We start from the raw sequence: 19,114 nt of genomic DNA, 5'->3' as shown, positions 1-19,114 counted from the left end.
AACAGTGTTTGCCCTCAGGTCAAAGTTATTAACATAACGGATTAAGGGGGTGGCAGACCCTCGCCAGGGTAAGGTGGAATAAAAGGTGATCCCCCACCTCCACGATCACTACCACCACCCCGATCACCTTCCATAAAAACAGTAACAACTGTGACAGTCCAGCGTTGCCAGATGCCTCCTGCCACATCTGCAGTTTGTGCCATGGGTAAAACATGTTCATCCAGTGATAAATTTACCAGCTGTGATTTTTTTAACTTCAGTTGCATTGTCAAATGATCCTTCAAATGATACTTGCCATAATTTGGCGTATCGATGACAACATAAAAACACAGACCAGACCAGACCAGACCAGACCAGACCAGATTAAAAAATATCATAAATAAATCACTTAAAAATAACATAAAATACAACATGTAATTTATCAATAGAAAACTGCATACGGCAGTAAAACAGCCCACCCAGAGGTCGCAAATACAGTCATCAGTTGTTTCCAAAATGTATTTTTTGCCGTCAATACCTTACATTTGAACCTGTCGATAAGGGGTTAAGGGTTTTACTCTAGACTAAGACATTGTTTTTTAGTGAAGACTAAATTACAGGCAGCCTGAGCTGTGGTTGCTGCAGTTAAGCGGGACTCAGCATTGCAGCAATTTACTGCGCGCTGCGTTAAGCCAGTCCCTTGCGGAACAGTGCGCTGGAACAACAAGCAGCAACAGCAGCCCGCTGGTGATCCTGCTTGCCGCCTGGCTGGGCAATACCCGGCTGATTGATAATCTGGAAGTGTAAAGGCAGCAAGCACCACTGTTGCAGTCGTATCACTGAGCTGTTTAGCAACCAAAGCCAGCTTTGGTTGCTGATGCAGGATGATGCCCAACAAACGGCCGCCTCAGGCTATTCGCTGATAATAACCGGACAAACAGCGACTATATAGTTATCATAAAAGTCAAGCACCGGCACAAAACGATGTTCCAGTCCCCAAGTGGCAGCACGTGCTGTTATGAAATTGTGCTCAACCGTATAGCTGAGCCTGTTTTTAAAAGCCTGCAACGACACATAAAAGCGGCAACGAGTAAAAGCACTGCTTTCTGCCAACAGTTGATATTGTTCTAGACTGATAGGCCCAGAGCTGACAACAAGGTTGTTTTCAGTCACATCTGTCGCTGACGTTGCCGCCAGCGCAGCAGCCACGCCACTGCATAACCATAACATAACGACCATACCGACCCACTTGCATAGCCTCTTTACTCTCATTGCTTTACGCTCCTTGTTGAACTGTTGCGGTGCGAGTGCGGTAGCAGGCATCAAGCTGGCCCCTGCCCGCCCGATACCCGATACCCGATACCAGATAATAATCCGCTGTGCTGCCGCCTGGCAGCAGCGTCACAGCCGCAAAAAATATAACTGAACCTTTGGCAGTCATGACTCAGACCAGACAGAAATCAAGGCTATATCCAACTTTTGTCAGCAAGGCACAGCTTTGTCGGCTGGCTATCATGTCCTTATCAACTGGCCTTAGCTGACAGCCTGGTTTTGCTTCTTGATGCGCATAGCAGCACTGTGAATATGACAGCGCGATGACGATTGCCGCCATGCTGACTGAGCATAAGCAGGGTGTCAGGCTAACGGGCCAGTGCCTATCACAGCCGCAGCTGGTTTTGGCCAGTCCAGCCTGTACTTTGGTTGGTTTTTCAGGAGGTTTTAGGAACAAATATTAACTTATGTGGTGTTTTGTGCTGTAATCAGGTTCTTTTCAGAGATATTTTTACAACAGGAGTTTTAACATGACCATTTCGGCTCTTTCTACTGCAGCAGCATTGTATCAGCAACAAGCGCAACCAGCGAAAACCAGCCCGGCGACACCGGCAGTTGCCAGCAGCACACCAGCTGTGACCGAAAGCAGTGTCACCATCAGTGAGACCGCCCGCCAGTTAGCAGCGCAGCCGCAAAACAATTCACCAAAACTAACAGATGCAGATCGGCCAGTGGCTTATATTATGCCGGAGATTATTGTAAATGGTGGGGAAATAGAAAACTGATTACTTGGGACCAAATCATTTAAATAGCAAAATAGTTAAGTAATTTTACAAGCTTGTTGATAAGCACTAAACGCTTTCACGCTGGTTTTTAGCGCAATCAAAGGCTAAACAGGCTTAGATTGCTGGTGAGGTGGTGCGGGATTTGGTAGGGTGGCGCGGCGCTGGTGCGCTACGTTACTGGCGAGCATTGCGACGATAGTCGCTGCGATTTTGCGGCAGCGAGCTGGCAGTCTGGCTTGCTGCCGGAGTTATTGTTCTGGTATTTACTTAATAAGGAAATAAAAAAATGGCTACACAAAGATTTACGCTGGATGCCGCAGGCGATATTGATTCAGTCGAAAGTTCAGTGACAGTGAAAAAAGGTGAAGTGGTGACCTTTGAACTGGAAAATAATAGCGGTTATCCGGTACTTGACTGGGGTTTATATTTTAATAACCCATTTAGCTATAACCAAAGTTTACGTTATTCTTTTGGCTCTACTGCCCACCAAGGTAACTTATATAGTGCTAATCAGACCGTCAATGAAGATACAGAAACTGAAAAAGTCCCTATGTATAATGCTTATGCCATATATGTATTAGTAGAAACGCCAGAAGGTCAACAACATATTTATCAAAGAGATCCAGAGATCATTGTAGCTGATGGTGATGTAAACAACTAATCTACAAATACTAAGGGAGAAAATTCTCCCTTTTTTCTTGGAGTAATTTTGAAAATTCAGGCTCATTTAGAATTGAAGAAAATTCATAGCCAGAATTCAACGCAGCATTAATATATTTAACTGCTAAAGTACGTTCTCCACACAACTCAGAAACCTGCGCTGCCATAATAAGCATATTATTGTCAGCTAAGTTATTTACTTTATCTAAGTTTATTCGCGCTTCCTTTTTGTTTCCTAATTTTGCTAGATATAGAGCTTTTCTAAGAACTAATTTATCGCTTTCAGGTTTGTTTTTTAAAAGAAGGTTAACTCTTATGATCGCCATTTTATAATATTCTATTGACTTTTTTTCTAACCCTGCCCACCTATAGCTATCAGCCAAGTTACCGAGTAAGACAGCGTGTCCTGGATTTAAATTAACTGCAGCTTCAAAATTTTTAACTGCCCCCATGTAGTCTTTGCGATAAAATAAAACTGTAGCTACATTTGAGTAATTAACTGCTGTAGGAGATATTTCTAAAGCATGGCTAAATGTTTGAAATGCTTTATTAAAATCATTTTTTGAAAATTGAATTGCTCCCAAAGTTTGCAAAACAACATTATTCTCAGGTGCAATTTCAGAAAGCTCCAAGTATATTTTTTCTGCCTTTTCTAGCTGACCCGTTTGGTAATAAAAAATTGCCAGTTCATTAAGACTAAACCAAGTTCTCTGAATACTAACACTATGTAAATAACTTTGTTCAGCTAAATTATTTTTGCCTTGGAGTTGATATACCTTTGCTAAACCAAACCAAGCGGGCGAATATTTGGGGTTTTCATTTATCAAGTTTTTATAAATTTTAAGAGCCTCAGGATCTTTTGATTTCAACCTTAAAAGCTCTGCATTCAGCATACTAACTTTCAAGTTATTTGGAATATTTTCAACTAAATCGTCAATCAACATTGATACCAAAATTAAGTTCGATGAAAAATCTTTAATAGTTGCCATTTTTAAAAAAGCATTAGCCAATTCAATCTTAGCATCAGTAAAATTTGGTGATATTTCTATTGCTTTATTAAATTCTTCAGCTGATTTTTTTAAATTATCTTTGTAATCTGAGCGATACAACAAACTCAGCCCGGTTAAATAATGCTGATAGGCCCGATCATCAGTCGCGCTGCCGCGGGATAGCCGGTGGTTTAGTTGTGCCGGTAATTGCCATTGTAATAAGTCCAGCACCGCTGTGCGGATCTGCTGTTGCGCCTGGTCCCAGCCATTCAGTGGCAGATCCAGTTCTGTGCTGCGGATCACCCTGTTATTGCTGGCATTCACCAGCGCCAGGCTAAGGCGGCGGGTGGCGCCCAGATGTTGCACACTGCCCTGCACTACTAAATCGACGGCAAACTGGCGATGTAATGCACCAACGCTGGGTTGTTTTAACTGACTGATTTCAGCTGCCGGGATCACCCAGTAGTCCTGATTTTGTTCACCCAGCAGGGCTAAATCGTGGCTCAGACTCAGGCCCAGCCCTTTAATAAAGCCATCCAGCGCCGGATCGGCGCCAATATTTTCAAACGGCAATAAGGCCAGCGTCTGACCCCCACCCAAAATATCCTCACGGCCGACACTGGCTTTGCCGAGCCATAACATTAGCAGCAGGGCCAGACAGACCAGCGGTAACCAGAATTGCCAGCGGCTGAACTGATACCAGCGGCCCAGGCTGAGTTTGCGCTGTTGTTGCTGCAACAGGCTGTGCAGTTGTTGCCACACCAGCGCCATACTGGCCGGCCGGGCGCTGGCGTCAGGTGCCAGACATTGCCGGATCAGCTGTTGCAGCGCTGTGGGTACCTGCTGGCTGCTGACCGGCGCTAACCGCAACTGATGCCCGGCAATGGCCTGCAAAGTTGCTGCGGCATCCGCGCGTAAAAACGGGTGTTGCCGATAAAAAATTTCGGCCAGTAAAATGCCAAAACTAAAAATATCACTGGCGGCGCTGGCCTGAGCACCCGCACTGAGTAATTCCGGTGCCAGATAAGGCAAGGTGCCTTTGACCACACTTTGGGTGGTATGTTGTGACCAGTCATTGGCGCTGGCTAAGGATAACAACGGCTGCGATTGAGCACTGCTGTCTGCTGCAGTTGATGCCACGGCGGACAACTCAGCAGACACCCCGGCTGCAAGCGCCTGGCTGCTGGCTGTTTTGCTGTCAGTCGTGGCCGGCTGCCGGCTGGCCATGCCAAAATCCAGCAGCTTCACTTGCTGCTGTTCATGCAAAATCATCACGTTAGATGGCTTTAAATCACGGTGGATCACCCCGGCCTGATGCGCAGCACTGATGCCAGCCGCCATTTGCACCGCCAATTGCAGTTGTTGCACCAGCAGCGCCTGGGGCGAGGTCCCAGTATCAGTACCAGCATCTGCATCAGCCGCAGGCTCTGCAGTCTGGCTTAACCACTGCTGTAAGGTCTGCCCTTCCAGCCATTCGGTGACAATATAAGGCTGGCTGCCGCTATGGCTGATATCAAATACAGTGACAATATTCGGATGCTGTAACGACGATAATAACCGCGCTTCTTCCAGCTGCGCCTGCAGATGATAAAAGGCCGCCTGTTGCTGGCGCAGCACTTTAAGCGCGACAAAACGGCATAACCTGGGATCATAAGCACGATACACCACGCCCATGCCACCTTCACCGGCTTTTTCCACCAGTTGATAAGGCGCAAAACTTTGGCTTGGATCAAGCTGCGAACTTTGACTGGCTGACACTGTGGACGTCTGCGCGCTTAGCAGCGGCGGCGTCAAGGCTGGCGTCAAGGATGGCGTCAAGGCTGAGGTCAAGGTGGAAGGCTGCGCAGCTGCCGGGCCGCGCAATACAGTGGCAAGGCTGGCACCACATTGCTGACAACGAACCGCCAGTGGCGAATGACTGGCCTGACAAACCGGGCATAACATCAGTTAAGCCCTGGGCGCATGATGGCGTAATAAATCCAGTTCAGTGGCGGTCAGTTGCTGCTGACTGGGTTTATGCTGACAAACGCGGTTTTTGCCGCTGCGCTTGGCCTGATACATCGCCTGATCAGCGCATTCAATAAAACGATAGGCCAGATTATGTAACGCAGTGTGGTATTCGGCCACACCCAGACTGGCGGTAATTTGCAGCGGCTGCGGCTGGCCGCGCACTGGCAATAGCAATGCTGCGATATCCTGTCGCAGCCGTTCGGCATGCTGCACCGCGCCCTGTAGCGCTGTGCCTGCCAATAACAACACAAATTCTTCGCCGCCAAGCCGGCCAACCACATCGGTTTTACGCGCGGCGTTTAACATCAGCCGGGCGACTTTTTTCAGCACTTCATCACCGACCAAATGGCCGTGCACGTCATTAATCTGTTTGAAATTATCAATGTCGAGGAAAATCAGACTACAAGGATGACCATAGCGCTTGGCCTGATCCATCGCCTGGGTGATATGTTCTTCCAGCATATTGCGGCTGAACACCCCGGTCAGATCATCGGTCAGCGCCCGGCTTAAACAAATGGCGCTTTTCAGCGCCAGCCCAAGCTGTAACTGCAAAGTACGCAAAAAGGCTTGTTGCAGATGACTGAAACAATAAAGCCCAGGGCTGTCCAGGTACAACACTGCCATCACATCATCGGCATAAAAAATCGGCAGCGCCAGTAAACTCTGCACTATGGCTTTGCTGCTATCGCCCTGCTCGGCACAGGCAGCTTCAGCAGTGGCATCCCCCAACAGCTGCGCTGCGACAGCCCGAATGTGCAATGGGTGTTCCAGCGACAATAACTGACGCTGTTCAAAGCTGTGCCGTGCCAGCAACTGACTGAACTGCACCTGCGGATCCAAACTTTCGATATCGCAGGCGGCCGGATAAGCATGATCGGCGCAGATGTCAAAACACTGCTCACGACTGTCCCACAACAGCATAAAACCACGGGCTGCGCCGAGCACATCGGCCAGCAGCGGCATGGCATTTTGTAGCAGCGCCTGATGGCCCTGGGTTTGGTTCAGTAAGGTATTCAGTTGTTGCAACAGGGTATTTTGCGCCGACCAGATATCGGTTTCCTGCTGAATTTGGTGAAATTGTTGTTCCAGTTGCTGGCTGAGCGCTGTGACCAGCGCCGGTTGCTGACTGGCCTGCTGTAGCGCATCCAGCGTCAGTTGCCGCACCTGGCTGAATCTGTGCTGCAGCTCATGCAAGGCCCAGATAGCAAATTCCTGCTCTTGCTGTAAATCGGTGACCCGGCGCATCTGCACCGTCTGGCGGCCAAACTGCAATTCGGCATTTTGCAATAATGCTTCCAGCTTGACCGGTGCCAGTTGCTTTTGATTAACCTGAGTGCCAAAGCGCGAATTCATATCGCGCAGGAAAATGCCCTGCGCTGTGACCATAATTTCGGCATGATGGCGCGACACACTGGCATCACTCAGCACCAATAAATTATCAGGTGAACGGCCAATACTCAGCGGTTGACCATCAAGCTGCAACCGGACTGAATGCGGTTCACCCGCTTCGGTCCAGTCAAATTCAATGATTAATGGCTCATGCATGGCACTGCTCTCTGCTTGTTCACGGTAAGTTTCAGCCCGCTCCGCCCTCCCTGTTTGCGGGTAAGGCATGGCATTGCTCTGAGAATGATTCATTTATTTTTTATATTGTTTAAGCATGTCGACAAAACAACTGACCATAACCTCTCAAGATTACCACAGAGAAAATTAATCAACTAGCGGGCAGATCGGGCTTTATCAGCCAGAAAAGCCAGAAAATACCAGCTTTGGCCAAGGAGCAGTTAATTTAATGCAATTTGAGCGGTGTTAGCTGGCAAGCCGGCATTGTCAGCCAGCAGATTTTAGCCAGTGCTGAACTGGCTTTGGATGGCGACAGCATCAATCAATGCCCAGCACTCTACTCAGTGGGCGGGCTTTGTTCTGTCACCACCTCCGGCGCGGCTTTTTTCAGCCGGCCAGATTGCACTAAGGCTTCCCGCAGCAGAAATTCAATCTGGCCATTGACGCTGCGAAACTCATCATCGGCCCAGCGTTGCAGGGCCAGTAACATTTGTTCATCCAGCCGCAGGGCAAAGGCTTTTTTTGCCATGATTCACTCCGAAGCTGCTGCCAGTTAGTATAAAGTGCCGGTATTGATCACGGGTTGCACATTGTGATCGCCACAGAGTACCACCAGCAAATTACTGACCATGGCGGCTTTACGCTCTTCATCCAGCTCAACCACGCCTTTTTCTGAGAGCCGCTGCAGGGCCATTTCCACCATGCCAACCGCACCTTCGACAATTTGCTGCCGCGCCATCACCACAGCCCTGGCTTGCTGGCGTTGCAGCATGGCGCTGGCAATTTCCTGCGCATAAGCCAGATGACTGATGCGGGCTTCAATCACTTCCACACCAGCTTTTTGCACCCGATTCTGAATCTCAGCGCGCAGTAAGTCGGTGATTTCATTACCGCTGCTGCGTAAGCTGACCTGATGATCCATTTCAGCTTCATAAGGATAACTGGACGCCAGTAGCCGGATCGCCGCTTCACTTTGAATGCTGACAAAGTTCTCGTAATCTTCCACTTCAAACACAGCTTCGGCACTGTCCACCACTTTCCACACCACCACCGCAGCGATATCCACCGGATTACCGGCATGATCGTTCACTTTAAGCTTGCTGCTTTCAAAGTTGCGCACCCGCAGACTGACTTTCTGCTTACTAAAAAACGGATTGGCCCAGCGCAGACCATTGGTAAAATCGGTACCAACATAACGGCCGAACAGTTGTAGTACTGCCGACTGATTGGGATGCACCATATAAAAACCAAACCAGCAGACCACTGTGGTGAGTAACCACAACAACGCCAGGATTTTTAACACACCGGGCAAAGTCACCACAGCAAACAAAGACGCCAATTGCGACAGCAACAATACCGCTAACATGGTAAAACCAGACTTACTGCGCACCGGCATTTCACGAACCACCACAGGACTACTCATACGCCACCTCAATGTGATATCAAATTGATATCAACTTAGATCGAGGCTGGCGAAAAAGCAAGCAACGGCAATCAAATTGCAGTAACGAAATGTAACCACAGAACGCCCCCGCTCACGAGACGCTTGCCCAGCCGAATGGGCTCAGCAACAAAAAGCCCGCCGGCGTTATGCCTGGCGGGCTTTTGATCTCAGTGTCTTATTTGAAGATACCGCAACATTAATTCAGCGTGACCTTAGCAAACTTACGTTTACCGACCTGGAAAATAGTGCTGGAGCCTTTGGCAAATTCCAGCTTGCTGTCTTCTACTTTGTCTGCGCCATTCAGTTTTACCGCACCTTGTTTAATCATCCGCATGGCTTCTGAGGTACTTTCCACTAAACCGGCTTCTTTGAGCAGTTGCGAAATGGCAATGCTGTCTGTTGTTAACGTCAGTGTCAGCTCCGGAATATCATCCGGTAAAGCATTTTTGCTAAAGCGTTGGGTAAAATCAGCATGCGCCGCTTCAGCTGCCGCTTCGTCATGGAAACGGGCAATAATTTCTTTCGCCAGCTCAATTTTAATATCGCGCGGATTACGGCCGGCGGCGGCTTGTTGCTTCAGCTCGGCAAGCTCAGCCAGCGGTCTGAAACTGAGTAAATCATAATAACGCCACATCAAATCGTCGGTGATCGACATCATTTTGCCAAACATCTCAGTCGGGCTGTCAGTAATACCGATGTAGTTGCCGAGGGATTTGGACATTTTTTGCACACCATCCAGACCTTCCAGCAACGGCACCATCATGACGGTTTGTGGCCGCTGACCTTCGTCTTTTTGCAGCTCACGTCCCATCAGCAAGTTAAAACGCTGATCGGTACCGCCCATTTCGATATCAGCCTGCAATGCCACTGAATCCCAGCCCTGCACCAGCGGATATAAAAATTCATGGATAGCAATCGACTGATTATTGGCATAACGCTTTTTAAAATCATCCCGCTCCAGCATCCGCGCCACCGTCTGGCGCGCTGCCAGTTTGATCATACCGGCAGCGCCTAATTGCTCCATCCACTCGGAGTTAAAAGCAATGCGGGTTTTCGCCGGGTCCAGAATTTTAAATACCTGTTCCTGATAGGTTTTTGCATTAGCCAGCACATCTTCCCGCGTCAGCGGTTTGCGGGTGACGTTTTTGCCGGTCGGGTCACCTATCATGCCGGTAAAGTCGCCAATCAGGAAAATGACCTCGTGGCCAAGCTGCTGGAAGGTTCGTAATTTATTGATCAGAACAGTGTGCCCCAGGTGCAAATCCGGTGCGGTTGGATCAAAACCAGCCTTCACTTTTAACGGTTTGCCTTCCTTTAATTTAGCAACCAATTCTTCTTCTAATAACACTTCTTCACAACCACGCTTGATCTCGGCTAAAGCCTGTTGCCACTGCGTCATGCGCTTCTCCTTCGGATAATTTTTCGCCTGAATTTGTAACTGGGCATTCTACTGCAACATTCTCTGTGATTAAACGCACAAAACTCTTGGATCTTGCAAAAAATCGTTATATGCTCATTTTTTACGTGGTTTCCCTGATAATAATAAGAGATGCGCCTTCTATGCTTTCATCTTTGCCCACTAAACACCGGTTTATAATCGCCGGTTTAGCGACATTTTTGTCCGCACTGTTATTACTGCCGTCAGAAAAGGCAGAAGCTTCTAAAGATGCAGAAAAAAACAGTCTGGAAATTGGCAAACGCTACAGTCTGGCTGTACCTGTTGTCACCGAATCCTTAACGCAAAGCGCTGATGTAACTTTGCCACAAGAAGACAACTCACTGGAGTGGGTGTCGGTGGAAGTGAAAAAAGGCGACGTGTTAGGTGCGGTATTCCGTAAAGCTAAAGTGGATGCTGTCACCATGCAAGCCATCCTCGACAGTGGGAAAGACGCTAAAACCCTGACTCGGTTATTCCCGGGCGAACAACTTGAGTTTGGTCTGGCAAACGATGGCTCCTTACAAGAATTACGCTATACCATCAGCAACTTAAAAACACTGCGGGTACAACGTCAAGCGGACGGCAGCTTTGAAAGCAAACAGCTGCAAAAAGAAATTGAAGTCCGTACCGAAGTGGTTGCTGGTGTGATCAGCGGCAGTTTTTGGGGTTCAGCCATCCGCGCAGGTCTGAGTGAAGGCCAAATCCTCGACTTGGCGAACGTGTTTGGTTACGACATCGACTTCGCGTTAGATATCCATTCCGGTGATACCTTTAGCGTGATGTTTGAACGTAATTATGCTGAAGGTCAATACATCGGTAACGGTGCTATTTTAGCAGCACAATTCCAGAACCAGGGCCAGGTGTATCAAGCGGTGCGTCACAGCGACGGTAATTTCTATAAGCCGGATGGCGGCGGCATGCGTCAGGCTTTCCTGCGCGCGCCGGTGAACTTCCGTTATGTCAGTTCTAATTTTAATCCACGTCGCCTGCACCCGGTGCTGGGTAAAATTAAAGCCCACAACGGCGTAGATTATGTTGCCCCGGTTGGCACGCCAATTATGGCGGCTGGTGATGGTAAAGTGATTATTTCTGACATGAAAGGCGCCAACGGTAACTACGTGGTGATCCAACACGCCAATAACATTCAGACCAAATACCTGCACTTATCGAAACGGGATGTCAAACGCGGCGACAAAGTGAAGCAAGGTGACGTCGTGGGTCGGTTAGGTGCGACAGGCCGCGTCACTGGTGCGCACTTGCATTATGAATTTGTGGTTGGTGGCGTGCACCGTAACCCAAGAACCGTCAAGTTACCGCAAGCTGAACCGCTGCAAGGCGTGGCGAAGGTCAAATTTGCCAACAATGCCAAACAGCTGATTGCCCAGTTAAAATCACATGAGCGTGTGGTTCTGGCTGCCAACCAGTAATTCTTGAATGACGAGTTCAGCACTTTATATCGGTATCATGTCAGGCACCAGCCTGGATGGTATCGATGTAGTGCTGACTGATTTTAGCCAGCCGTTCCCGGCCCTGCTGTCCAGCCTGTTAGTCCCCTACCCTCAGCACATCCGCAGCGCTTTAGCGGCTATCAGTCAGCCTGGTGACAATGAAATTGAACGATTAGGTTTACTGGAAGCGGATCTGGCCGATTGTTATGCCAGCGCGGTGACGCTACTGCTGCAGCAAAGTGGCTACGCTGCAGCGCAAATTCAGGCGATTGGCTGTCATGGTCAAACCATCCGCCACAGGCCAAATGGCCGGCAGCCCTTTAGTTATCAGATTGGCGATATGCACCGGCTGGCAGCCAGCACCGGTATTCGGGTCATTGCGGATTTTCGCCGCAAAGACATTGCCTTTGGCGGCCAGGGCGCGCCCTTAGTGCCGGCTTTTCATCAGGCTATTTTTGCTGACAGCCAGCGCGGTCGCTGTATTTTAAATATTGGTGGTATTGCCAATATTACCCTGTTAGTGCCGCATCAGGCGGTACAGGGTTTTGATACCGGGCCAGGTAATTGTCTGCTGGATAACTGGATTGAACAGCAGCAAGGCTTGCCTTATGACGCCAATGGCGCCTTTGCGGCTTCGGGTCAGCTGCAGCCTGAGCTGTTGCTAAAACTGCTGTCGGATAGCTATTTCCAGCAAACCGGCCCGAAAAGCACTGGTCGTGAATATTTTCAATTGCAATGGCTGCAACAGCATTTAACCGGCAGCCATTACAGCGCTGCCGATGTACAGCGCACGCTCAGTCAATTTAGCGCCGGCACTATGGCATTAGCGATCAGCCGTTATCCGGTGCAAGAGGTTTTTGTCTGTGGCGGTGGTGCTTTTAATCCACAGCTGTTGGCCGATTTACAAGGGCTGTTACCGCAGTGCCGTATCAGCACCACAGCCGAGCTTGGGGTGGCGCCGGATTGGGTCGAAGCCATGGCTTTTGGCTGGCTGGCTTATGCCTTTGACTTGCGAATTCCGGGCAATGTGCCGGCCGTGACCGGCGCCCGCCAACCCCTGGTGCTGGGGCTGGAGTTTCTGCCTTATTAACGCTTATTGGCCTGACAACGACTGCTTTGCACTCAGATCGGCGCGCAGTAGCTGACTGATATCCTGACTGACTTTCTGCCACCCTTGTGCCAATGTATTGACCAGTGCCGGATAGCCAGCGGCAGGCTGCGGCAGTTGCCAGGAAAATTGTTGTTGCAACATGCCAGCAGGCGTCGACAAACTAAAACGTCCCGCGACCATCGCCATGCCCTGACTGGAACCATGGAACTGCTCAACCTGCACCAACACCCGTGAGTGCGGACCCTGTGGAGCTCTGTCTGTCACCCGGTAGCCCGGCAAAGCTAGCGCCAGTTGTTGCAGCAACAAGCGGGTCAGCTGTTGATCCAGCGCTTCTGCCCACTGGTGCTGCACGGTTTTATGCAATTCTACTTCTGAGGTTTGCAAAATCAGCGCATTGGTATTGAGATAATTCGCCACCATCACCGGCTCCACCACCAACACCGGCGCATTAACGGCCAATTGCTGCTGATTTTGCGACAGCTGCGGTAATTGATAATAAAACATCTCAACTGGCGAGCTGCAGGCAGTCAACAGTAAGCTCAACCCGAGCAGGGAAGCTGCACTGGCGGAGCACAACTTGCGACAAATCGACTTCATGGCTGAGTTCCTTGTTCTGGTTCCGGATCGGCTTTTGGATCAGCACTGATCACCAGTGCATTACTTTGCTGATTGAGTGTCTGCACCACAGGTTGCAAGTCGCGCAGCACTTTATCCATCGCCTGTAAATTGCTATTAATCCGCTCGTACACTGGCGAGCCAGGGCTGAAGCCCTGCAAGGTCTGCCGCATTTCAGCCAGACTCTTATTCAGCTCAGCCGGCATCGTCTGGGTGCTGTCTTTGGCCACCAGCGCATCCAGGCTTTGGATCAGTTGCTGACTTTGTTCCATCAGCAAGCGGGTTTGATTCAGCGTGGCCGAACTATCAGCCAACACTTGCTCAACCGGCAGGTTATTGACTTTATCCAGCGCCTGCAGCACTTTTTGTTCGATATGGCCTAAACCAGAACGGGCGGTCGGTAACAGGTTATAGCCAGCAAACTGTTCCAGCGGCGGTAAAGCTAACACTTCAACAGCCGGGTTCTGGGGTACTGTCGCTGTCGTCACAGCTGCAGATACTGCCGGGTCAGCCAGCACCGCGGGCTCGGGCGCTAAGGCCGCTGTGACTGGCGTGGTCGGTGTTTCCGGGCTGACAATATTTAAGTCGACATACAAACCCCCGGTCAGTAAATTACCGGTTTTTAGCACGGCCCTCAGTCCTTGTTGTACCGCTTGTTCCAACTCCAGTTGCAGCTCCTGCAGCGTCAGACTGTCATACAAACGGCCAGCTTCGACCCGGATCAACACCGGAATGCCACGGTTAAAGGCAATTTGCAGCGGCTTTTTCATATTAAAAAAATGCGGCACTGTCATCACGGTGCCAATCCGCACACCCCGATATTCCACCGGCGCTCCGGAAGTTAAACCACGCACCGATTCATCAAAAAACAGCAGGTATTCCAGATATTCGTTATAAAGCCCATCCTGAATACTTTGTTTGTTCTGAAATAGCTGAAACTGACTGTTATTTTTCGCTTGCTGACCGCGTGGCCAGCCTTCCAGCACATCAAAGGTCACCCCACCACTTAACAAGGTGGTGACAGAGGCCATCTCAATCCGCACCCCTTCGGCGGACATATCCAGCGCCATACCGCTGGCTTGCCAGAACCGGACATTGTCTGTCACCAGAGCGTCGTAAGGTGCACGGATAAACAATTGATAACGCATAGAACGGGCTTGCGGGTCAAATTCGCCCAGTTCCACTGTGCCAACATCATAACCCCGGTATAACACCGGATCGCCGACGGACAATGAAGTGGCATCAGCGCTGGTCAAAAATACCCGCACGCCAGGGGCATCAGGCGGCGCAATGGGCGGACTTTCCAGCAGTTCGTAATAATACTTGGCTGTACTGGCTTTGCCCGGCTGCAACTCGATATAAGCGCCTGATAACAATGTATTTAAACCAGTAACACCACCACGTCCGACACTCGGCTTCACCACCCAGAGCTGTGACTCATCATTCAGCATCGGTTCCGTGCCCGGATTCATCCGTGCTTTGATCACCACTTGTTTTAAATCCTGCGACAGCTCGACCGACATCACTTTACCGACATCGACACTACGGCTTTTGATGGTGGTTTTGCCGGAAATAATGCCTTCGGCATTAGACGCCAGCAACGTCAGTTGCGGCCCCTGATTCTGGTAGGTATAGACCAGCATCCAAAGCCCAATCAGCACCGCAACCAGCGGCACTATCCAGATCGGTGACCATTGGGTGATCCGATGCACTTTGGCCTGAGTGCTACCGCTCGACGCCGCGTTTGGGGTGGCCGCTTGAGTGCCGGGCTTTTGTTCAGTCACGCTGCTTCTCCAGTTGTTCCGCCGGGTTGGGATCCCATAATAAACGCGGGTCAAAACTCATTGCTGCCAGCATGGTGATGATCACCACACAAGCGAAAATAAAAGTACCAAGGCCGGGATAAACCCCCACCAAAGCATCAAACCTGACCAGGGCCGCCAGAATAGCCACCACCAGCACATCCACCATCGACCAGCGGCCAATCCAGTCCACCACCGGATAAACCCAGGTGCCATGCTGACTGCGCGCTGCTTTGGGTAATGTCGTTAAATAACATAACCAGAACATCACAGCGATCTTCAGCACCGGGATCACCACACTTGCCAGCAACACCACAATGGCCACCGGGTAAGCCCCCTCCTGCCACATCAGGATAATACCGGCGATGATAGTCGAATGCAGGCTGTCGCCAAGAGAGACAGTTTCCATCATCGGCAACAAGTTAGCCGGGATATACAAAATACTGGCAGTGATCAACAGCGCCAGCGTGCGCTGCACACTATGCGGGATCCGTTGCCTTACCCTGGTGCCACACCGCGAGCAAAAAGGTTGGGCCAGCGGCACCAGCGCGGTGCAGCAACTGCAGACTTTCAACTGTTGCGACAGCCCGGTCTCGCCAGCCACTTTACCGCTGACCGGCTGTGGTGCCGGTGCGATGCGCGACCAGAGTTCGTGCCGGTCAACCACCTGAAATGTCCGCAGATGCAGCAGGCAAAACAGACAAAAAGCCCAGAAACTCATGCCAAGCGAAATATCAAAGTGACTGAGCAGTTTGACAAAACTGACGATTAACCCCATCAGAAAAATGTCGACCATACTCCAGGGCTTGAGCATGTATAACAAGCGTGCCGTCAGCACCAGCGCCGGCAAACGAATAAACATGCCCAGTTTCAGATAAATAATCGCCAGCATACAAAACGCCGGAATTGCCTGAATAAATAACCAGACCAACACCGCCAGCCAGGGATAGTTTTCTTCCAGCAACACCGCCGAAGCATCGACAAAATTCATGTCTCGGTGACTGCCAGCTGCATCCATGCCGACAAAAGGGAATAAATTGGTCAGCAGCAACATAAAAAGCGCACTGAGCGCATACAATATCGGCCTTAAGGCCGATTCACGCTGTCGGGCGTCCAGTTCATGGCCACAACGCTGACAATCCGCCGCTTCGCCGTCTTGCAAGGGTGGCAGAGTTTGTAATAAATCGCAGAAACGACAAAGCACCAGCTCGGCTGGTGCCTGGGATGATTCTGTTTGCTCTGGAACGCCGCCCTGAGTCAGCGTCGGCGCAGGCTGCATCAGGCTCAGATCGCTTCTTCGTCTTCTTCGCCGGTGCGGATCCGGATCACCCGCTCGACATCAAACACAAAGATTTTGCCATCGCCAATCCGGCCAGTCTGGGCCGTTTTCATAATGGCTTCGACACAACGATCAACCTGATCATCGGCAACGACGATGTCCAGCTTCACTTTCGGTAAAAAATCGACCATGTACTCAGCACCACGATACAACTCGGTATGACCCTTTTGCCGGCCAAAACCTTTGACTTCGGTGACCGTCATGCCCGTCACATTGATATCAGCCAATGCTTCGCGCACGTCATCCAGTTTAAAAGGTTTGATAATCGCTTCGATCTTTTTCATAAGCCTTGTTACCGCTGTTTGCGCATCGCCGAAGTAATCGGGTAGCGTCTGTCTTTACCAAAGTTCCGGCTGGTGATTTTAGGCCCAACCGCCGACTGTCGTCTTTTATATTCATTTAAATCAATCAGATTCAATACGCGCCGCACAGTGGCTTCAGCATAGCCCATGGCGGTGATCTCAGACAGTGATTTATCCTGGCCGACATAAGCTTCAATAATGGCATCCAGCTCCGGATAAGGCGGTAAATTGTCCTGATCGGTCTGACCTGGCGCCAGCTCGGCTGAAGGTGGCCGGTCGATGACCCGTTGCGGGATCACCGGCGATACCTGGTTGCGATATTCCGCCAGCCGGAATACCAGCGTTTTTGGAATATCCTTGATCACGGCAAAACCACCACACATATCCCCATACAAAGTGCAGTACCCCACCGCTACTTCGCTTTTATTGCCCGTGGTTAACAGCATCTTGCCGGTTTTGTTCGACAAGGCCATCAATAACACCCCACGTAGCCTGGCTTGCAGGTTTTCTTCAGTGGTATCCACTGCCTTGCCGGCAAAAATGGGTGCCAACTGCTGGATAAAACTGTCATACATCGGCTCAATCGACACTATATCAAAGGCAATGCCCATGGTATTGGCCTGGGCTGTGGCATCTTCCACACTCATCGACGAGGTGTAGCGGAACGGCAACATCAAGGCCTGTACTTTATCAGCACCTATGGCATCCACCGCAATCGCCAAAGTTAACGCCGAATCAATTCCACCGGATAATCCCAGCACAGCCCCTGGAAAACCATTCTGATTGATGTAATCACGGGTTGCCAGCACCAGCGCCTGATACACTTCAGCTTCCAGCGACATCTCAGGCGTCGCGGCTAACTGATGGCTGATCTGTAATTGCTGCTGCTGGCGGCTCAGGCTGGCGCGGTAAATATCCCGGCTAAAAGCCGGCGCCTGCCAGGCGATATCACCAGTTGGCTGCACCAGCATTGAGCTGCCATCAAACACCAGCTCATCCTGACCTTGGGTCTGGTTGACATAAATAAAGCCAAGTTGCAACCGGCTGGCTAAGGTACTCAGTAATTGCTGACGCTGGGCAATTTTGCCCATTTCATAAGGTGATGCATTCAGCACCAGCGCCCAATCCGCACCTGCTGCTTTGGCATCCGCCGCCGGATAGCCTTGCCAGACATCTTCACAAATCAATACGGCAAAAGTCTGCTGTTTTAATTCAAAGGTGAAGCTCTGTTGGCCCGGCGTGAAATAACGTTGTTCATCAAATACGCCAAAATTCGGTAAAGCTTGTTTGTAATAACGGCCCAGTAACTGGCCTTGCCGGATCACAGAAGCAGCATTAAACAGCTGCCCGCCTTCGCGCCACGGATGACCGACCACAATCACCCCCGGATAAGCCGCCGCCATAATATCTGCCAGTCCCTGCTCCACCAGTGCCAGTAAATCAGCGCGGTATAACAAATCTTCCGGCGGATAGCCGGTGAGGGTAAGTTCAGGAAAAATAACCAGATCTGTCCCTGCTTGCTTGGCAAGTTCAATCACTTGCTGACTGTTTTGCCGCACGGCACCAATAGGAAATTGCTGTTGCACCAGACTGATCGATACGGACTGCGACATGAAGCTCTGCTCAGTTAAAAAATTTCCGCGCTATGGTAGCGATTTTTCACTGTTTTCTCAAATTTGCCTGCGCCGCTGTCGCAATCGCCTTTTGCTGCTTCGCGCTTGAAATAAACAATTTTAACAACTATGGTTAACTAAATATTTAATAACCACCCCTTAGGTTGCCGACAAAAGGATTTGTCATGCCAACACCTGTGTCTTCTGCTGCTGTGATATTGAAACCAGACCAGTGCCGGGCTTTTAGCTTGCTGGAGCTGCTATTGGCGCTGAATATTCTGGCGTTATTGTTATTGTTAGCACTGCCGGCGATGCAACAATGGCTGGATCGGCAACAAGCCGAAAGCTACGTGCGGCAATTGCGGCAACAGCTGAATTTTGCCAGAGTCAGTGCCGTCAGTGCTGGTCAGACAGTGCAGGTTTGTCCACTGGCCGGCGTCCAGTGTCTGGATCAATGGTGGCAGTTACCTATCCAGATCCGGCTGCAACAGCCGCAGCTAGCGCCTGAGGTGTTAAGAGTGTTGCCACAACCGACCACTTCACATTGGTTGTATTACAACCGGGAGCAGTTGCAGTTTCGTGCCGATGGCAGCCTGAATGCACTACAAAATGGCACTTTTATTTATTGTGCCAAAAATTACCGCTGGCATTACAAGCTAAGTCTGAGTCAAGCTGGCCGCAGCCAGCTGAGTTTTGTCGCACAGCCCTGCCCACGCTGAATCGATTGCTGACAACGTCCGCTGG

18 protein-coding genes are annotated in these 19,114 nt (G+C 50.2%); 6 read left to right on the top strand and 12 right to left on the bottom strand.

All coding sequences use genetic code 11. The features are described 5' to 3' along the window. Positions 1 to 41: 41 nt before the first annotated feature. A complete protein-coding gene (locus AC53GJ_RS05020; RefSeq protein ID WP_496731439.1) occupies positions 42 to 401 on the bottom strand; it encodes a hypothetical protein in 360 nt (119 codons plus the stop codon). A gap of 214 nt (positions 402 to 615) precedes the next feature. Between AC53GJ_RS05020 and AC53GJ_RS05015 the strand changes: the two genes are divergently transcribed. Next, the gene (locus AC53GJ_RS05015) at positions 616 to 786 is read left to right on the top strand and encodes a hypothetical protein (RefSeq protein ID WP_496731438.1); all 171 of its coding nucleotides are present in this window, start codon (positions 616 to 618) and stop codon (positions 784 to 786) included. A gap of 105 nt (positions 787 to 891) precedes the next feature. Here AC53GJ_RS05015 and AC53GJ_RS05010 read toward each other — a convergent pair whose 3' ends face one another. Then, complete coding sequence (locus AC53GJ_RS05010) at positions 892 to 1,302, bottom strand: hypothetical protein (RefSeq protein ID WP_496731437.1); 411 nt, start codon at positions 1,300 to 1,302, stop codon at positions 892 to 894. Between the two features lie 479 nt (positions 1,303 to 1,781). Here AC53GJ_RS05010 and AC53GJ_RS05005 point away from each other — a divergent pair, with 479 nt between their 5' ends. Both AC53GJ_RS05005 and AC53GJ_RS05000 read left to right on the top strand, forming a co-directional pair. Beyond that, positions 1,782 to 2,036 (top strand): hypothetical protein, encoded by a 255-nt coding sequence (locus tag AC53GJ_RS05005; protein ID WP_496731436.1) that lies wholly within the window; start codon positions 1,782 to 1,784, stop codon positions 2,034 to 2,036. Positions 2,037 to 2,322: 286 nt separating this feature from the next. Next, positions 2,323 to 2,697 (top strand): hypothetical protein, encoded by a 375-nt coding sequence (locus tag AC53GJ_RS05000; protein WP_496731435.1) that lies wholly within the window; start codon positions 2,323 to 2,325, stop codon positions 2,695 to 2,697. 10 nt (positions 2,698 to 2,707) lie between these two features. Here AC53GJ_RS05000 and AC53GJ_RS04995 read toward each other — a convergent pair whose 3' ends face one another. The 5 genes from AC53GJ_RS04995 to tyrS form a co-directional block, all read right to left on the bottom strand. Beyond that, positions 2,708 to 5,359, bottom strand: coding sequence for a protein kinase domain-containing protein (locus tag AC53GJ_RS04995; protein ID WP_496732768.1), 2,652 nt, complete (start codon positions 5,357 to 5,359; stop codon positions 2,708 to 2,710). Positions 5,360 to 5,632: 273 nt separating this feature from the next. Beyond that, on the bottom strand, positions 5,633 to 7,333 hold the full coding sequence (locus tag AC53GJ_RS04990; protein WP_496731434.1) for a diguanylate cyclase: 1,701 nt from the start codon (positions 7,331 to 7,333) through the stop codon (positions 5,633 to 5,635). Positions 7,334 to 7,595: 262 nt separating this feature from the next. After that, positions 7,596 to 7,787, bottom strand: coding sequence for a type II toxin-antitoxin system antitoxin (locus tag AC53GJ_RS04985; RefSeq protein WP_496731433.1), 192 nt, complete (start codon positions 7,785 to 7,787; stop codon positions 7,596 to 7,598). Between the two features lie 24 nt (positions 7,788 to 7,811). Then, a complete protein-coding gene (locus AC53GJ_RS04980) occupies positions 7,812 to 8,681 on the bottom strand; it encodes an SPFH domain-containing protein (RefSeq protein WP_496731432.1) in 870 nt (289 codons plus the stop codon). 217 nt (positions 8,682 to 8,898) lie between these two features. Continuing rightward, positions 8,899 to 10,101, bottom strand: a complete 1,203-nt coding sequence (tyrS, locus tag AC53GJ_RS04975; RefSeq protein WP_496731431.1) for a tyrosine--tRNA ligase — start codon at positions 10,099 to 10,101, stop codon at positions 8,899 to 8,901. A gap of 218 nt (positions 10,102 to 10,319) precedes the next feature. Between tyrS and AC53GJ_RS04970 the strand changes: the two genes are divergently transcribed. Further along, complete coding sequence (locus AC53GJ_RS04970) at positions 10,320 to 11,567, top strand: peptidoglycan DD-metalloendopeptidase family protein (protein ID WP_496731430.1); 1,248 nt, start codon at positions 10,320 to 10,322, stop codon at positions 11,565 to 11,567. A 7-nt stretch (positions 11,568 to 11,574) separates the two neighbouring features. Then, positions 11,575 to 12,678: an anhydro-N-acetylmuramic acid kinase gene (locus AC53GJ_RS04965; protein ID WP_496731429.1), complete on the top strand. Its 1,104-nt coding sequence runs from the start codon at positions 11,575 to 11,577 to the stop codon at positions 12,676 to 12,678. Between the two features lie 3 nt (positions 12,679 to 12,681). Here AC53GJ_RS04965 and AC53GJ_RS04960 read toward each other — a convergent pair whose 3' ends face one another. Genes AC53GJ_RS04960 through AC53GJ_RS04940 form a run of 5 tightly spaced genes read right to left on the bottom strand, consistent with a single transcriptional unit; the run spans position 12,682 to position 18,370 of the window. Beyond that, on the bottom strand, positions 12,682 to 13,296 hold the full coding sequence (locus AC53GJ_RS04960) for a PqiC family protein (RefSeq protein WP_496731428.1): 615 nt from the start codon (positions 13,294 to 13,296) through the stop codon (positions 12,682 to 12,684). Further along, the gene (pqiB, locus tag AC53GJ_RS04955) at positions 13,293 to 15,098 is read right to left on the bottom strand and encodes an intermembrane transport protein PqiB (protein WP_496731427.1); all 1,806 of its coding nucleotides are present in this window, start codon (positions 15,096 to 15,098) and stop codon (positions 13,293 to 13,295) included. The genes AC53GJ_RS04960 and pqiB overlap by 4 nt, the downstream gene beginning before the upstream one ends. Beyond that, positions 15,091 to 16,395, bottom strand: a complete 1,305-nt coding sequence (locus tag AC53GJ_RS04950; protein ID WP_496731426.1) for a PqiA/YebS family transporter subunit — start codon at positions 16,393 to 16,395, stop codon at positions 15,091 to 15,093. The genes pqiB and AC53GJ_RS04950 overlap by 8 nt, the downstream gene beginning before the upstream one ends. A 5-nt stretch (positions 16,396 to 16,400) precedes the next feature. Next, positions 16,401 to 16,739 carry a nitrogen regulatory protein P-II gene (gene glnB, locus AC53GJ_RS04945; RefSeq protein ID WP_031567605.1) on the bottom strand — a complete coding sequence of 113 codons (339 nt, stop codon included), beginning with the start codon at positions 16,737 to 16,739 and terminating at the stop codon, positions 16,401 to 16,403. Positions 16,740 to 16,747: 8 nt separating this feature from the next. Further along, positions 16,748 to 18,370 (bottom strand): NAD+ synthase, encoded by a 1,623-nt coding sequence (locus tag AC53GJ_RS04940; RefSeq protein WP_496731425.1) that lies wholly within the window; start codon positions 18,368 to 18,370, stop codon positions 16,748 to 16,750. Between the two features lie 185 nt (positions 18,371 to 18,555). On the opposite strand from AC53GJ_RS04940, the gene AC53GJ_RS04935 reads away from it, so the two are divergent. Next, the gene (locus tag AC53GJ_RS04935) at positions 18,556 to 19,089 is read left to right on the top strand and encodes a GspH/FimT family protein (protein WP_496731424.1); all 534 of its coding nucleotides are present in this window, start codon (positions 18,556 to 18,558) and stop codon (positions 19,087 to 19,089) included. Positions 19,090 to 19,114: the final 25 nt, after the last annotated feature.

Source organism: Rheinheimera sp. B2H12, assembly GCF_059620065.1.
This window is presented reverse-complemented; position numbering and strand designations above follow the sequence as displayed.

Bases quoted from the DNA above. Each gene is read 5' to 3' on its own strand.
- AC53GJ_RS04935 (WP_496731424.1), top strand. From the start codon at position 18,556: ATGCCAACACCTGTGTCTTCTGCTGCTGTGATATTGAAACCAGACCAG.
- tyrS (WP_496731431.1), bottom strand. From the start codon at position 10,101: ATGACGCAGTGGCAACAGGCTTTAGCCGAGATCAAGCGTGGTTGTGAA.
- AC53GJ_RS04965 (WP_496731429.1), top strand. From the start codon at position 11,575: ATGACGAGTTCAGCACTTTATATCGGTATCATGTCAGGCACCAGCCTG.
- AC53GJ_RS04940 (WP_496731425.1), bottom strand. From the start codon at position 18,370: ATGTCGCAGTCCGTATCGATCAGTCTGGTGCAACAGCAATTTCCTATT.
- glnB (WP_031567605.1), bottom strand. From the start codon at position 16,739: ATGAAAAAGATCGAAGCGATTATCAAACCTTTTAAACTGGATGACGTG.
- AC53GJ_RS04990 (WP_496731434.1), bottom strand. From the start codon at position 7,333: ATGAATCATTCTCAGAGCAATGCCATGCCTTACCCGCAAACAGGGAGG.
- AC53GJ_RS05005 (WP_496731436.1), top strand. From the start codon at position 1,782: ATGACCATTTCGGCTCTTTCTACTGCAGCAGCATTGTATCAGCAACAA.
- AC53GJ_RS04980 (WP_496731432.1), bottom strand. From the start codon at position 8,681: ATGAGTAGTCCTGTGGTGGTTCGTGAAATGCCGGTGCGCAGTAAGTCT.
- AC53GJ_RS05020 (WP_496731439.1), bottom strand. From the start codon at position 401: ATGTTATTTTTAAGTGATTTATTTATGATATTTTTTAATCTGGTCTGG.
- AC53GJ_RS04950 (WP_496731426.1), bottom strand. From the start codon at position 16,395: ATGCAGCCTGCGCCGACGCTGACTCAGGGCGGCGTTCCAGAGCAAACA.
- AC53GJ_RS05010 (WP_496731437.1), bottom strand. From the start codon at position 1,302: ATGCCTGCTACCGCACTCGCACCGCAACAGTTCAACAAGGAGCGTAAA.
- AC53GJ_RS04995 (WP_496732768.1), bottom strand. From the start codon at position 5,359: ATGGGCGTGGTGTATCGTGCTTATGATCCCAGGTTATGCCGTTTTGTC.
- AC53GJ_RS05000 (WP_496731435.1), top strand. From the start codon at position 2,323: ATGGCTACACAAAGATTTACGCTGGATGCCGCAGGCGATATTGATTCA.
- AC53GJ_RS04960 (WP_496731428.1), bottom strand. From the start codon at position 13,296: ATGAAGTCGATTTGTCGCAAGTTGTGCTCCGCCAGTGCAGCTTCCCTG.
- AC53GJ_RS04985 (WP_496731433.1), bottom strand. From the start codon at position 7,787: ATGGCAAAAAAAGCCTTTGCCCTGCGGCTGGATGAACAAATGTTACTG.